Origin of the sequence: Streptomyces sp. NPDC046716, assembly GCF_040645755.1 — a bacterium.
Classification (GTDB): Bacteria; Actinomycetota; Actinomycetes; order Streptomycetales; family Streptomycetaceae; genus Streptomyces.
Genome location: NZ_JBEYYU010000032.1, coordinates 89,504 through 103,324 on the forward strand (window position 1 = coordinate 89,504; position 13,821 = coordinate 103,324).

Annotated in this window: 17 protein-coding genes and 1 pseudogene; 12 read left to right on the forward strand and 6 right to left on the reverse strand. The window is 71.8% G+C overall.

Features of this window, described 5'->3' with window-relative positions; all coding sequences use genetic code 11:
- The first annotated feature begins 5 nt into the window (after window positions 1–5).
- The 3 genes from ABZ930_RS23800 to ABZ930_RS23810 are packed head-to-tail and all read left to right on the forward strand — an operon-like array spanning window position 6 to window position 2,654.
- Window positions 6–206 (forward strand): ferredoxin, encoded by a 201-nt coding sequence (locus ABZ930_RS23800; RefSeq protein WP_361551004.1) that lies wholly within the window; start codon window positions 6–8, stop codon window positions 204–206.
- A complete protein-coding gene (locus tag ABZ930_RS23805) occupies window positions 203–1,390 on the forward strand; it encodes an FAD-dependent oxidoreductase (protein ID WP_361551007.1) in 1,188 nt (395 codons plus the stop codon). The genes ABZ930_RS23800 and ABZ930_RS23805 overlap by 4 nt, the downstream gene beginning before the upstream one ends.
- Window positions 1,391–1,430: 40 nt before the next feature.
- Window positions 1,431–2,654, forward strand: coding sequence for a cytochrome P450 (locus tag ABZ930_RS23810; RefSeq protein WP_361551010.1), 1,224 nt, complete (start codon window positions 1,431–1,433; stop codon window positions 2,652–2,654).
- Between the two features lie 8 nt (window positions 2,655–2,662).
- On the opposite strand, the gene ABZ930_RS23815 is transcribed toward ABZ930_RS23810, so the two are convergent.
- Window positions 2,663–4,207 (reverse strand): FMN-binding glutamate synthase family protein, encoded by a 1,545-nt coding sequence (locus tag ABZ930_RS23815; RefSeq protein WP_361551013.1) that lies wholly within the window; start codon window positions 4,205–4,207, stop codon window positions 2,663–2,665.
- A 149-nt stretch (window positions 4,208–4,356) separates the two neighbouring features.
- Here ABZ930_RS23815 and ABZ930_RS23820 point away from each other — a divergent pair, with 149 nt between their 5' ends.
- From ABZ930_RS23820 to ABZ930_RS23830, 3 genes are read left to right on the forward strand one after another with little or no spacing between them, the layout of a single operon-like run.
- Complete coding sequence (locus tag ABZ930_RS23820) at window positions 4,357–4,647, forward strand: cupin domain-containing protein (RefSeq protein ID WP_361551016.1); 291 nt, start codon at window positions 4,357–4,359, stop codon at window positions 4,645–4,647.
- Between the two features lie 54 nt (window positions 4,648–4,701).
- Window positions 4,702–5,325 (forward strand): GNAT family N-acetyltransferase, encoded by a 624-nt coding sequence (locus tag ABZ930_RS23825; RefSeq protein WP_361551019.1) that lies wholly within the window; start codon window positions 4,702–4,704, stop codon window positions 5,323–5,325.
- 8 nt (window positions 5,326–5,333) lie between these two features.
- Complete coding sequence (locus ABZ930_RS23830) at window positions 5,334–5,945, forward strand: class I SAM-dependent methyltransferase (protein WP_361551022.1); 612 nt, start codon at window positions 5,334–5,336, stop codon at window positions 5,943–5,945.
- Window positions 5,946–5,955: 10 nt separating this feature from the next.
- Here ABZ930_RS23830 and ABZ930_RS23835 read toward each other — a convergent pair whose 3' ends face one another.
- Window positions 5,956–6,336 (reverse strand): hypothetical protein, encoded by a 381-nt coding sequence (locus tag ABZ930_RS23835; RefSeq protein ID WP_361551025.1) that lies wholly within the window; start codon window positions 6,334–6,336, stop codon window positions 5,956–5,958.
- A 70-nt stretch (window positions 6,337–6,406) separates the two neighbouring features.
- Window positions 6,407–6,784, reverse strand: a complete 378-nt coding sequence (locus ABZ930_RS23840) for an ATP-binding protein (RefSeq protein WP_361551049.1) — start codon at window positions 6,782–6,784, stop codon at window positions 6,407–6,409.
- 398 nt (window positions 6,785–7,182) lie between these two features.
- On the opposite strand from ABZ930_RS23840, the gene ABZ930_RS23845 reads away from it, so the two are divergent.
- Genes ABZ930_RS23845 through ABZ930_RS23855 form a run of 3 tightly spaced genes read left to right on the forward strand, consistent with a single transcriptional unit; the run spans window position 7,183 to window position 9,171 of the window.
- Complete coding sequence (locus ABZ930_RS23845; protein ID WP_361551028.1) at window positions 7,183–8,049, forward strand: helix-turn-helix transcriptional regulator; 867 nt, start codon at window positions 7,183–7,185, stop codon at window positions 8,047–8,049.
- 29 nt (window positions 8,050–8,078) lie between these two features.
- A complete protein-coding gene (locus ABZ930_RS23850; RefSeq protein WP_351447240.1) occupies window positions 8,079–8,297 on the forward strand; it encodes a DUF397 domain-containing protein in 219 nt (72 codons plus the stop codon).
- Between the two features lie 58 nt (window positions 8,298–8,355).
- Window positions 8,356–9,171 carry an SAM-dependent methyltransferase gene (locus tag ABZ930_RS23855; protein WP_361551031.1) on the forward strand — a complete coding sequence of 272 codons (816 nt, stop codon included), beginning with the start codon at window positions 8,356–8,358 and terminating at the stop codon, window positions 9,169–9,171.
- Window positions 9,172–9,180: 9 nt separating this feature from the next.
- Here ABZ930_RS23855 and ABZ930_RS23860 read toward each other — a convergent pair whose 3' ends face one another.
- Window positions 9,181–9,672, reverse strand: coding sequence for a carboxymuconolactone decarboxylase family protein (locus tag ABZ930_RS23860; RefSeq protein ID WP_361551054.1), 492 nt, complete (start codon window positions 9,670–9,672; stop codon window positions 9,181–9,183).
- Between the two features lie 97 nt (window positions 9,673–9,769).
- Here ABZ930_RS23860 and ABZ930_RS23865 point away from each other — a divergent pair, with 97 nt between their 5' ends.
- Window positions 9,770–10,699, forward strand: a complete 930-nt coding sequence (locus ABZ930_RS23865; RefSeq protein ID WP_361551034.1) for a pirin family protein — start codon at window positions 9,770–9,772, stop codon at window positions 10,697–10,699.
- Between the two features lie 266 nt (window positions 10,700–10,965).
- A complete protein-coding gene (gdhA, locus tag ABZ930_RS23870) occupies window positions 10,966–12,324 on the forward strand; it encodes an NADP-specific glutamate dehydrogenase (RefSeq protein WP_361551037.1) in 1,359 nt (452 codons plus the stop codon).
- Window positions 12,325–12,420: 96 nt separating this feature from the next.
- Here gdhA and ABZ930_RS23875 read toward each other — a convergent pair whose 3' ends face one another.
- Both ABZ930_RS23875 and ABZ930_RS23880 read right to left on the reverse strand, forming a co-directional pair.
- On the reverse strand, window positions 12,421–12,789 hold the full coding sequence (locus ABZ930_RS23875) for a VOC family protein (protein ID WP_361551040.1): 369 nt from the start codon (window positions 12,787–12,789) through the stop codon (window positions 12,421–12,423).
- 28 nt (window positions 12,790–12,817) lie between these two features.
- A pseudogene (locus ABZ930_RS23880) lies at window positions 12,818–12,901 on the reverse strand (short-chain dehydrogenase); the annotation flags it as partial.
- A gap of 76 nt (window positions 12,902–12,977) precedes the next feature.
- On the opposite strand from ABZ930_RS23880, the gene ABZ930_RS23885 reads away from it, so the two are divergent.
- A partial coding sequence (locus ABZ930_RS23885; protein WP_361551043.1) for a spore photoproduct lyase family protein occupies window positions 12,978–13,821 on the forward strand: 844 nt, incomplete at its 3' end.

Genomic DNA, 13,821 nt, shown 5'->3' on the forward strand with positions numbered 1-13,821 from the left:
CCCCCATGAAGATCACCGTCGACGAGGGCAAGTGCTGCGGCGCCGGCCAGTGCGTGCTGATCGCGCCCGAGGTCTTCGACCAGCGGGACGAGGACGGCATCGTGATCCTGCTCGACGCCGAACCGCCCGCGGACCGGCACCCGTCGGTCGACGAGGCCGCGAGCGTCTGCCCGGCCGCGGCGATCGAACTCCGCGAGGACGCGTGACGGCGCCGTCGAGCGTCCTGGTCGTCGGCGCGTCGGTCGCCGGCCTGGCCACCGTGCAGGCCCTGCGGCGCAAGGGATACGCAGGACGCGTCACGGTGCTGGGAGCGGAACGGCACCCGCCCTACGACCGGCCACCGCTGTCCAAACAGATCCTCGCCGGGACCTGGCAGCCGGAACAGGCCGAGCTGCGAAGGCCGTCCGACCTCGCGGCGCTGGACGCCGAGTTCCTGCTGGGCGACCCGGCCGTCGCGCTCGACGCCCCGCGGCGCAGGGCCCGCACGGCATCGGGCCGGGAGGTGGCCGCCGACGCCGTGGTGATCGCCACCGGCGCGAGTCCGCGCTCCCTGCCCGCCGAGGGACCGACGGACCACGTCCACACCCTGCGGACCGTCGACGACGCGCTCGCCCTGCGCGAACGGCTGCTCGAGCACGGACGTACGGTCGTCGTCGGCGACGGCGTCCTCGGTGCGGAGATCGCCGCGACCGCCCGCGGCCTCGGCGTCGACGTCACCCTCGTCGGACCGCAGCAGACCCTGATGGGCGCCCAACTAGGCCCTGAAATGGGCGAGTTGCTGACGGATCTGCACCGGCGGCACGGCACCCGGCTGCACCTCGGGACGGCGGTCGCCGGTACGGACTTCACGCGGACCGGCAGCGGCGGCGTACGCCTCGCGGACGGGCGGCTGTTGGCCGCACCGGTCGCGGTGGTCGCCGTGGGCTGCGTCCCCGGGACGGCATGGCTCGACGGCAGCGGCCTGGCGCTGGACGACGGCGTGCTCTGCGACGCGAACGGGCGCGCGGCCGACGGGATCCACGCCGTCGGGGACGTCGCCCGCTGGTCCGGTCCGGACGGCACCGCGCCGCGCCGCCTGGAGAACCGGACCAACGCCATGGACCAGGCCACGACGGTGGCCGCCCGGCTCCTCGGCGACCCCCGGCGGCACGACCCCGTGCCGTACTTCTGGACCGACCAGTTCGACGCCCGGATCCACGTCCACGGACTGCCCACCCCGGAAGCCGAGTTGACGGTCCTGGAGGGAAGCGTCGAGGCACGCCGCTTCGTCGCCGCGTACCAGGACCAGGGCCGCACCGTGGCCGTCCTCGGCTGGAACATGCCCAAGCAGGCCCGGCAGCACCGGTCGCGGCTCCTGGAGAGCCCGGCCGCCGGCGCCCCGGCGGCTTAGCACCGCCCGCCCCCCCCACTCTGCATCGCGAGGTTCCGACATGACTTCCCCGTCCTCCGCACCCCCGCGCGACTTCCCCGAACCCCGAGCCGCGGCCTGCCCCTTCGACCTCTCGCCGCCGATGCGGGCCCTCGCCGAGGAGGGGCCGCTGACCCGCACCCGCATCTGGGACGGCAGCACCCCGTGGACCGTCACCGGCCACGCCGAGCAGCGCAGCCTGCTGGCCGACCCCCGGCTCAGCGTCGATCCGGCACGGCCCGGCTACCCGAGCCCCGTCGCGCACCACGGCCCCCGCGCCGACGCCGGGCCCGACCTCAGCTTCGTCCTCATGGACGACCCCGAGCACAACAGGCTGCGCCGCATGGTCAGCGGCGCCTTCACCATCAAACGCATCGAGTCCCTGCGCCCCGCGGTGCAGAGGATGGTCGACCGCGCCGTCGACGACCTGCTGGCCGGGCCCCGGCCGGCCGACCTCGTCCAGGCGCTGGCCCTGCCGATCCCGTCCCTGGTCATCTCGGAACTGCTCGGAGTCCCGTACGCCGACCACGCGTTCTTCCAGCGCAACAGCAAGGTCATCGTCTCCACGACCGCCACCCCCGAGGAGCGCGGCGCCGCCCACGCCGCACTCGGCGACTATCTGGCCGACCTGGTCGCGGAGCGCGTCACCGACCCGCGCGAGGACCTGCTGTCACGGCTCGCCGCGCAGGTCGCGGCCGACGCGCTGACGCCCGCCGAGGCGGCGGCCATGGGCGTGCTGCTGCTCCTCGCCGGGCACGAGACCACCGCCAACATGATCTCGCTGGGGACGCTGCTGCTCCTCCAGCACCCGGACCAGCTCGACCTGTTGCGCACCACGGACGACCCGAAGGTGGTCGACGCGGCCGTCGAGGAGCTCCTGCGCTACCTGACCATCGTCCACCTCGGGCGGCGGCGCACCGCGACCGAGGACATCGAGATCGCCGGCCGCACCATCCGGGCCGGCGACGGGGTGATCCTGCTCGGCGAACTCGCCAACCGCGACCCCGCCGTCTACCCCGACGGCGACCGACTCGACCTCACCCGGGGCGACCGCCGCCACCAGGCCTTCGGCGTCGGTGCCCACCACTGCCTCGGCCAGCCGCTGGCCCGCCTCGAACTCCAGGTGGTGTACCCGACCCTCTTCCGCCGGGTCCCCACCCTGCGCGCCGCCGCCGACCTCGACGCGATCCCGTTCAAGCGGGACGCCGTCATCTACGGTCTGCACGCCCTGCCCGTCACCTGGTGAAGGGCCGCTCAGCCGGCCGCGTCGGGGAGCGCGGCCGGCTCGGCGGTGACCAGCTCGGTGATCTGGCGGGCGAGCTCCGGGGAGAGTTCGCCCCAGCCGTCCTTGTAGCCGTAGACGCTCGCGAGGGTGCGGGCCTCGTAGTCGCCGTTCATGATGTCGATGTCGGCGGGCGTGATGAGCGACGGGTGAGCGACACCGACCGCCCCCGACACCTTCAGCAACTCGCGGCGCAGGGTGCGCAGATACATGGCGGCCCGGTTGGCCTTCGACGGCGCGTCGACGCCGCGCACCAGCCACGGGGACTGCGTGGCGATGCCGGTGGGGCACTTGTCGGTGTGGCACTTCTGCGCCTGGATGCAGCCGATCGACAGCATCGCCTCACGGGCCACGTTGATCATGTCGACGCCGAGCGCGAAGGCGACGGCGGCGTTCTCGGGCAGGCCGAGCTTGCCGGAGCCGATGAAGGTGATGTCGTCGGTCAGCCCTCGCTCGGCGAACACGCTGTAGACGCGCGAGAAGCCCATCCGGAACGGCAGCGACACCGAGTCGCTGAAGATGAGCGGCGCCGCGCCGGTGCCGCCCTCGCCCCCGTCGATCGTCACGAAGTCGACCCCGCGGTCGCCCCGGGCCATCAGGGTGGCCAGCTCCTCCCAGAAGCTCATCTCGCCGACGGCGCTCTTGATCCCGACCGGCAGACCGGTCTCGGCGGCCAGCAGTTCCACGAACTCGAGCATCGAGTCGACGTCGTGGAACGCGGTGTGCCGCGAGGGCGACGCGCAGTCCTTGCCCGCGGGGATGCCGCGGATCCCGGCGATCTCCTCGGTCACCTTCGGGCCCGGCAGCATTCCGCCGAGACCCGGCTTGGCGCCCTGCGAGAGCTTGATCTCGATCGCCTTGACGGGCGCGCCGGCGACGACCGCCTTGAGCTTGTCGAGGCTGAAGTTGCCGTCCTCGTCGCGGCAGCCGAAATACGACGTGCCGATCTGGAGGATCAGATCGCCGCCGTTCCGGTGGTACGGCGACAGGCCGCCCTCACCCGTGTTGTGCATCGTCCCGGCCATCGCCGCGCCCTTGTTGAGCGCCGTGACGGCCGCGCCCGACAGCGAACCGAAGCTCATCGCCGAGATGTTCACGATGCTCGCCGGACGGAACGCCTTGGCGCGCCCGCGCGGCCCGCCCAGCACCTTGGCCGAGGGCAGCGGCGCCTGCGGGTCGTGCAGATCGGGCAGCGGCCCGGCGAACGTGCGCTGCTTCACGTACGCGTGACCCTGCACGTGCTCGACGTCGTTGTCGGTGCCGAACCCGAAGTAGTTGTTCTCCTCCTTCGCCGACGCGTAGATCCAGCTGCGCTGGTCGCGGCTGAACGGCCGCTCCTCGTCGTTGGAGGTCACGACGTACTGCCGCAGCTCAGGACCGATCGTCTCCAGGAGATACCGGGCGTGGCCGACGACGGGGAAGTTTCTCAGCAGGGCGTGCTTCTTCTGCACCAGGTCGCGGGCGGCCACCACGGCCAGCGCTGTCGCGGCGGCCGCGCCTATGTTCCGAGCACGCATGAAACGTCCTTTCCTCGACTGCTCGACATCGGCGCCGGAGGCGCCCGAGCAGGGCCGATGGTAGAGGGAGCGCGCGGAGACGGGCAGGCCAGGGGCTAGCCTGCGGTGCCGGGCGACCGTATGCCCGACCCGAGCCAAGGAGAACCACCATGAGCACCACCGCCCGCGCGACCGTGCAGCACGAGGACGAGCGCATCCGCGTCACCCGCTGGGACTTCGAGGCAGGGCAGAGCACCGGTCGGCACGTCCACGCCCACGACTACGTTGTCGTGCCGGTCACCGACGGACGGACCGACGTGATCGGCGCCGACGGCACCGTCACCCCGTCCCCGATGAAGGCCGGTGAGTCCTACGCCCGTACGGCAGGCACCGAGCACGAGGTCGTCAACGCGGGAGACGCGCCGCACTCATTCGTCGAGATCGAGCTGAAGCAGCCGTAGAAGACAACGAAATCCGTAGCGAAAATCGCAGCTGGTAACGGATATCGTGGGCGCATGGTTCGCGCTCATCCGTCCGTCGCCGCCCGCACCGCCACCCCGGCGGACGCCGACGCCATCGTCTCCACCCTGACCAGCGCCTTCTTCCACGACCCGCTGTGGGGCCCGGCCTTCCCGGACGAGCGACGGCGCGGCGAACAGGCGGCGGTCATGTGGCGCCGGTACGTCACCTCCGCGCTCCGCTACCCCTGGACCCTGGTGACACCGGCCGCCGAAGCCGCCGCCGTCTGGATCCCGCCGGGCGGCACCGAGCTCACCCCCGCGGAAGAAGCCGCCCTGCCGGACCTGCTCGCCCGCGCCGCCGGTGAGGACACCGCCCGGGACATCCTGGCGATCTACGACCAGCTGGAAGCCGCCCACCCCGACGAGCCCTGCTTCTTCCTCACCCTGCTCGGCGTCCACGACGACCACCGCGGCAAGGGCCTGGGCATGGGCCTGCTCGCCGAGAGCCTGGCCCGCATCGACGCGCTCGGCGCGCCCGCCTACCTCGAGTCCTCCAACCCCGTGAACATCGACCGCTACCGCGGCGTCGGCTTCGTCCCGCGCGACACGATCACCATCGCCACCGGCCATGTCGTCACCACCATGTGGCGACCGGCCCGCCCGACGGGCGACCTATAGTCGATCTCATGAGTCGTTGGCAGGATCTGACCGGTGGCACCTCCGGCAGCGAGTACGCCGCACGCTTCGAGGCGCTGGCCCGCAGCGGGCAGGACATGCACGGCGAGGCCTCGTTCTGCGCGGCGCTGGTGCCCGCCGGGGCCCGCGTCCTGGACGCCGGCTGCGGCACCGGACGGGTCATGATCCGGCTGGCCGAACTCGGCTACGACTGCGTGGGCATCGACCTCGACGCGTCGATGCTGGACGTGGCGCGGGCCCAGGCTCCCCAACTGCCCTGGTTCCGCACCGATCTCGCCGCGTTCGACCCGGCCCTGCTCGGTGTCGACGCGGACTTCGACCTCGTGGTCGCCGCGGGCAACGTCATGCCGCTGCTCACCCCCGGCACGGAGTCCACGGTGGTCGGACGCCTCGCCGCCGCCCTGCGCCCGGGCGGCCTCCTCGTCGCGGGCTTCGGCCTCGACGCGGCCCATCTCCCCGTGCCGCCCGCCCTCACACTGACCGAGTACGACGCCTGCTGCGCCGCGGCCGGTCTCGACCTCGTCGACCGCTTCGCCACCTGGGACGCGGCCCCGTACGACGGCGGCGGCTACGCCGTCAGCGTCCACCGCTCCCGGACGTGAGCGGACCGGCTCAGCAGGCCTCGTCGCTCCTGGCCGACAGCGGCGCCCAGGTGTAGCGCAGCCGCACCCCGTGGTCCTGCAGCCACGTGGTCTCGCGGTGCCGGAGATCGTGCGCCGACTCCGGGGCGATGGCGCAGGGCCAGCGCACCAGCACCTCGGTGACGTGGCCCGTCTGCACCAGCTGCCGCACCCGGCGCCACCCGGTCCGCTGGACCGGATCGGGCTCACCGTACGTATCGGTGACGACCTCGGCGATCGTCAGCCCGCGCTCCTGGGCGAACGCCTGGCCTTCGGTCCGCGCGCACTGCGCGGCCGCGCCCGGCCCGGCCGGGGACCGGTCGGCGCACACGTACAGCACGACGGGAGAGACGGGGTCGGCGTGGGTGGGCATGGGTGCCTCCTGGACGTGGCCGGGCCGTGCGGTGCCGGTCTGAACGCATGACGTCGGGTCATCGGCGGAGTCAGGGACAGGAGGTCAACTCCGCCCAGACCACCTTTCCCTCGGCCCGTGTCGAGCGCGCGGAGCCCCACCGGTCCGCGATCTGCTGCACGAGGAACAGGCCCCGTCCGTTCTCCTCGGCCGGGCCCGGGTACTGCTCGGGCGCCCGGACCGGGACCTGGCCGCCGTCGTGCAGCTCGATCCGCAACAGCCGCTCGTCGCCCGTCAGGGTGAGGCCGCAGACGACGTGTCCACTGTCGGTGTGCAGCACCGCGTTCGTCGTCAACTCCGAGACCAGCAGCACCGCGTCGCAGCAGGTGTCCCCCGGCACCTGCCACGCGCGGAGCCGGTCGCGCACGGTGTCGCGGGCGGATCTCGCGCTGGTGCGCAGCGCGGGCAGGCCGAACCAGTACTCCCGGCGCGGCGCGGTCGTCTCTAAGGCCGGGGCAGGGGCCGGGGCGCCGGGTGGGGGCAGAGTCACGAAGGTCGCCTTCCAGGGCCTGCCGTGGGGCGGCCGCGGTGTGGGGGGACGGGCAGCAGCTGGAGCGGTGAGAGGCGGATGACGAGACGGACGCCCTGCGACGAGGTGCCGGCGACGGCACCAGCAGCACGCGCCCCGTCCGGGCCGAATGCTCCTCCAGAGCTGCGACGTGACCGCTCACGCGTCAACTATGCGCGTGATCGTACTCACGCTGCAACCGACTCCCTGATAATTTCAGCGTGGGGGGTACCAATCTGGCGTCATCATCAAGTCACTGCCAGAATGGTGATGTTGATGTCTCCTCAGGAAGGTTGGGCGTGAGCGAAGCCCGTTCCGGCACCAGTGCGCCGACGGTCCTGCGCATGATCCTCGGCCGTCGGCTGCGGGACATGCGGCTGGGCGCGGGTGCCTCGCTGGAGGACGCGGCGCGAGCCCTGCGGGTGAAGACCCTGACGATCCGTCGGCTGGAGAAGGCCGAGGTCGCGCTGAAGCCTCTCTACGTGGAGAAGCTCCTGGAGACCTTCGGCGCCGACCGCCAGGAGATAGAGGAGTTCGTCGACCTGGCCGAGCAGGCCAACGAGCCCGGTTGGTGGCACTCCTACCGCGACGTCGTGCCCAGCTGGTTCACCGCCTATGTGAGCCTGGAGACCGACGCCAAGACGCTGCGTACCTACGAACCCCAGTACGTGACGGGCCTGTTGCAGACCCCGGAGTACGCGCACGCGGTACTGCGCGGCGGCCTGCCGAACGGCAGCGAGGAGGAGCTGGCGCGCCGCGTCGAGCTGCGCCTGCGCCGGCAGGGCCTGCTGGACCGGGAGGACGCCCCCACGCTGTGGGTGGTCATGGAGGAGGCCGTCCTGCACCGGATGGTCGGCAGCCCCGACGTGATGCGGGAGCAGATCGAGCGGCTGCTCGACATGTCCGAACTCCCGCACGTCAGCATCGACATCGTGCCGTTCTCCGCGGGAGCCCACATAGGAGCGTGCGCGCCGTACACGTACTTCCGGTTCGAGGAGCCGGAACTGCCCGACATCGTCTACAGCGAACTGCTCTCCGCCGCCGTCTACCTGGATCAGCGCGAGGACGTCGTCGCCCATCTGGAGGCCCATTCCCGGATGGCGCTGATGACCTCGTCCGACGACAGCAGAGCGCTCTTGAACCGCATGCGCAAGGAGTACTCGTGACGATCACCGGCGAGGACGTGTACAACGGGATGCCGGCCGGCGATCTCGGCGACCAGGGATGGGAGCGTCCCTGGAGCGGGCCGAACGGCGGGCAGTGCGTCGAGACGAAGAAGCTCGCCGACGGCCGGGTGGCCGTACGGCAGTCGACCGACCCGGCCGGGCCGGCGCTGATCTACGCGCCGGAGGAGATCGCCGCGTTCGTCCGCGGGGTCAAAGAGGGCCTGGCCGATCATTTGGCCGCCGGGTGAACCGGCGGTGGGCAGCAGGGGCCTGCGGGCCGACGGACACACGCGCGAAAGGGCGAACATGACCACCAGGCAGGCCGGCCGCGACCTCGACACGAGCAGGCCGCACTCGGCCCGGATGTACGACTACTTCCTTGGCGGCAAGGACCACTTCGAGATCGACAAGGAAGCGGCCCTGGTCGCGGCGGAGGCCCACCCGGGGATCTATCTGACCGCCCGCGAGAACCGGGCGTTCATGCACCGGGCCACCCGGGTCCTGGCCCAGGAGCACGGCATCCGCCAGTGGCTCGACATCGGCACGGGCATTCCGACCGAGCCCAATCTGCACCAGGTCGCCCAGTCCGTCGCGCGCGACGCCCGCGTCGTGTACGCCGACAACGACCCGCTCGTCCTCAAGTACGCCGAGCGTCTGATGCGCAGCACCACCCAGGGCCGCACGGCCTATGTCGAGGCCGACGCGACGGACGCCGACGCGCTGATGAGCGCCGTGGAGGACGCGGGGGTCCTGGACTTCAGCCAGCCGATCGCGCTCTCCCTCAACGCGCTGATGCACTTCATCACCGAGCCGAACGACCCGTACGCGATCATCCGCCGTCTGCTCGAACCGCTTCCGGTGGGCAGTGCCCTGGCCATGAACCACTGCACGCCCGACTTCGACCCCGTCACGTGGAACAAGGTCGCGGAGGTCTACACGAAGTCCGGCTCCCCGGTGGACTTCCGCTCGCACGCCGACGTCCTGCGCTTCTTCGACGGGCTCGACCTGATCGAGCCCGGTCTCGTGTGCTGCCAGCGCTGGCGGCCCGACGCGCCGGCCGACGGGACGGAGCCCACGGACGCCCAGATCAGCCTGCTGGCGGGCGTCGGCATCAAGCGCTGACCCGGCCCGTCAGTCCGCCCGGACCGGGTGTTTGCTGAGGATGGACACCCGGTTGAAGGCGTTGATGGTGATCGCCACCCAGATCACCGCGGAGATCTCGTCGTCGGTGAGCTGCCGGCGGGCGTCGTCGTACGCGGCCGACTGGAGGGCGGCGTCCGCGGGGCCGGTCGTCGCCTCGGCGAGCGCCAGGGCGGCGCGCTCGCGGTCCGTGAAGACCTCGGTGTCGCGCCAGGCCGCCAGCACCCCGAGCCGCTGTGTCGTCTCGCCCGCGCGCAGCGCCGCCCGGGTGTGCACGTTCAGGCAGTAGGCGCAGCCGTTGAGCTGCGAGACCCGCAGGTTGACGAGCTCGACGAGCCTGCGGTCGAGCCCCGCCTCGGCGGCGGTGGCCCGTACCGCCTCCGCGGTCTCGACGAGCGCGTGGTAGGCCTTGGGGCTCTGCTTGTCGACGAAGACCCGCCCGTCCCGGGGTGCTGTGCCGGCGCTCAACTCTGACTCCTCCATGGGCTGCTGCGGGGCGTGGTCGTCGCCTCGGCGAGCCAAGACGTATGATCACCACCCAGATAGTTGAATCTTAACCTATGTCGGGTGGATGGGTGCCATGAGCAGCAGTGTCGAGGTCCTGACCGCACGGGACGTACCGCTCGGCGGACCGCGTTCCATGACCGTGCGCCGTACGCTGCCGCAGCGGGCGCGGACGCTCATCGGCGCCTGGTGCTTCGTCGACCACTACGGGCCCGACGACGTGGGCGTCACCGGCGGCATGGACGTCGCGCCCCATCCGCACACCGGTCTGCAGACGGTGAGCTGGCTGTTCAGCGGTGAGATCGAGCACCGCGACAGCCTCGGCAGTCACGCCATGGTCCGGCCCGGTGAGCTGAATCTGATGACCGGCGGCCACGGGATCAGTCACACGGAGGTCTCCACGCCGTCGACCACCGTGCTGCACGGCGTCCAGCTGTGGGTGGCCCTGCCGGACGCGGACCGGCACGCCGACCGGGACTTCCAGCACTACGCGCCCGACCCGGTCTCGGTCGACGGGGCGCGGATCCGGGTCTTCCTGGGCGAACTGGCGGGGTCCGTCTCGCCGGTACGCACCTTCACCCCGCTCCTCGGCGCCGAACTCGTCCTAGAGCCCCGCGCACGGGTCACCCTCACCGTCGACCCCGCCTTCGAGCACGGCCTCCTGGTCGACCGCGGCACGGTGCGGCTCGCCGGATCGCCGCTCGCGCAGGCCGAGCTGGGGTACGCCGGGCCCGGCCGCGACACCCTCACCCTCACCAATGACACGGACGCCCCGGCCCGGGTGATCCTGCTGGGCGGTCCGCCGTTCGGCGAGGAGATCATCATGTGGTGGAACTTCATCGGGCGGACGCACGAGGACATCGTCCGGGCGCGCGCCGACTGGATGGCGGACACCGGCACCGGTACCGGCGCCCGGTTCGGCGAGGTGCGGGGGTACGACGGGGGCCCGCTGCCGGCGCCGGAGCTGCCGACGGTGCCGCTGAAGCCGCGGGGGCGGGTGCACTGAGCCGCGGGTGACCGGACGCGGGACGATCCCGCGTGTTTGCCGTTCCGGATTCTGGCCAGGAGTCGTCCGTGGCCGGCCGCCGGTCGCGGGTTCGAGTCTCGTATCGTGGGCCGCTGCTGTGTGCTCACTGGTCAAGGTGTTTACATGCGCGTAACACTGACCTTGTCCCGCGCCCGGCAATGGCGCCGAGCGTTCCATGATGGACCGGACCCGAGCGAGCCGCACGCGCTCCGGATCCGGTGGCAGCCGTGCCAGAAAGGCGTTCTGTGACGACGCGATCCGACATACAGCACATACTCGGCACAACCCTCGCCGAGATCGAGCAGCGCAACCCTGCCCAGCCCGAGTTCCACCAGGCCGCTCACGAGGTGCTGGAGACGCTGGCGCCGGTGCTCGAGGCCCACCCCGAGTACGTCGAGGCGGGCCTGCTGGAGCGGCTGTGCGAACCCGAGCGGCAGGTCATGTTCCGGGTGCCCTGGCAGGACGACCGCGGCCGGGTGCGGGTCAACCGCGGCTTCCGCGTCGAGTTCAACAGCGCGCTCGGCCCGTACAAGGGCGGCCTGCGGTTCCACTCGTCGGTCAACCTCGGCGTCATCAAGTTCCTGGGCTTCGAGCAGATCTTCAAGAACGCGCTGACCGGTCTCGGCATCGGCGGCGGCAAGGGCGGCAGCGACTTCGATCCGCACGGGCGCAGCGACTCCGAGGTCATGCGGTTCTGCCAGTCCTTCATGACGGAGCTGTACCGGCACATCGGTGAGCACACCGACGTCCCGGCGGGCGACATCGGCGTCGGCGGCCGCGAGATCGGCTATCTCTTCGGCCAGTACCGGCGCATCACCAACCGCTGGGAGGCCGGAGTCCTCACCGGCAAGGGCCAGGGCTGGGGCGGCTCGCTGATCCGCCCGGAGGCCACCGGGTACGGCAACGTGCTGTTCGCCGAGGCGATGCTGCGCGAGCGCGGCGAGGACCTGGAGGGACAGACGGTGGTGGTGTCGGGCTCCGGCAACGTCGCCATCTACACGATCGAGAAGCTGCTCTCCCTCGGCGCGAACCCGGTGACCTGCTCGGACTCCTCCGGATACGTCGTGGACGAGAAGGGCATCGACCTCGACCTGCTCAAGCAGATCAAGGAGGTCGAGCGGGGCCGCGTCGACGCGTACGCCGAGCGCCGGGGCACCTCCGCCCGCTTCGTGCCCGGCGGACGCGTCTGGGACGTCCCCGGCGATGTCGCGCTGCCGTCGGCCACCCAGAACGAGCTGGACGAGAACGACGCGGCCGCGCTGATCCGCAACGGCGTGAAGGCGGTCTCCGAGGGCGCCAACATGCCGACCACGCCGGAAGCCGTCGACCTGCTCCAGAAGGCGGGCGTCGCCTTCGGCCCCGGCAAGGCGGCCAACGCGGGCGGCGTCGCGGTCAGCGCCCTGGAGATGGCGCAGAACCACGCCCGTACGTCGTGGCCGGCCCAGCGGGTCGAGGACGAACTGGCGCACATCATGAAGGACATCCACGCCACCTGCCACGAGACCGCCGAGCGCTACGGCGCCCCCGGCGACTACGTGACGGGCGCCAACATCGCGGGCTTCGAGCGCGTCGCCGACGCGATGCTGGCCCAGGGCGTCATCTGACGTCGAGCGCATCGAGGCGATGACGAGGGCGGGCCCGGCGGGTCCGCCCTCTGCCGCGTACGGGGCCCGTACGGCCGGCGGCGATGCGCCGGGCGCTCAGGAGGGCCGGACGCAGAAGGGGTGGCCGGCCGGGCTGGAGTACACCCGGGAGTCCGGCCGGGCCGTGCTGCCGACGTCCTCCGCGGGCCGCAGCCGTCGGCCGCCACCGGCGAGCACCCGCTGCTCCGCGCCCGCGAGGTCGTCCGTGGCCAGGTCGACGTGCATCTGCTGGGACGCGCCGTCGGGCCACTGGGGCGGCACCTGCCCCGGTGCGTGCTGGATCACGATCACGGGCAGACCGTCGGCCCGCAGGAAATGGTGCGTCGCCGTCCTCGTGAGCGAGCCGCCGAGCAGCCGGTGCCAGAACGCGCTCTCGCCCTCCAGGTCCGCGGCGTCCACGGTCAGTGACATCAGATGGAAGCTCATGACGTTCTCTCCAGGTGTGTGAGGCCGCTCAGACCACGGGGACGATGCCGCCGTCGACGCGGAACTGGGCGCCGGTGAGCCACTTGGCGCGACGTGAGGCGAGGAACGCGAGTCCACCACCCCGCATAGGCTCTCAGCGACAAGCACGACGGTGCCCCGGCGCACCGCGACCTCCGGAGGTACCTCGCGTGAACCGCCCCCCGGAGGACCCCCGGCCCGTCGAGGACGGCCAGCAGGCCCTGTTCGGCTGGGACGACGCTCCCGCGCCCGCCCCGGCCGACGGCGGGTTCCGCGACAGCGCGCAGGCGCGGCGGCTGCTCGACATCCAGTCCGTCTACGCGGAGCGCGAGGCGCTCGACTCCCCGCGCGGGCGGCAGATCATGGCCCGGCTGCCCGACGCCGAGGTCATCGAGGTCGCCGGCCACTGGCGCATCCCCTCGCTCCACGGCAACGAGGGGAACATCGGGCGCTGGACCCGGATCAAGACCGAGACCCTGGTCCTCGGCGTCAAGCGTCACCTGGTCACCCGCCCCAACGGCCGTTCCGCGGACTGGATCGCCCCCGGCACCTCCAACGGCTGCGCCATGGCCTGCGCCTACTGCTACGTCCCCCGACGCAAGGGATACGCCAACCCGATCACGCTCTTCACCAACATCGAGGCGATCGTCGCCCACGTCCGCCGGCACGTCCGGGCCCAGGGGCCCAAGAGCGAGCCCAACCAGTGCGATCCACACGCATGGGTCTACGACATCGGGGAGAACGGCGACTGCTCGGTGGACGCGCTGCTGTGCGACAACACCGCCGACTACATCACCGCCTTCCGCCAACTGCCGACGGCGAAGGCGTCGTTCGCCACCAAGTTCGTCAACCCCGACCTCCTCCACCTCGACCCCCAGGGGCGCACGCGCATCCGCTTCTCGCTCATGCCCCCTCCCGACGCCCGCCTGCTGGACATCCGCACCAGCCCGGTCGCCGAGCGGATCGCCGCCGCCGCGGACTTCCTCGACGCGGGGTACGAGGTCCACTTCAACC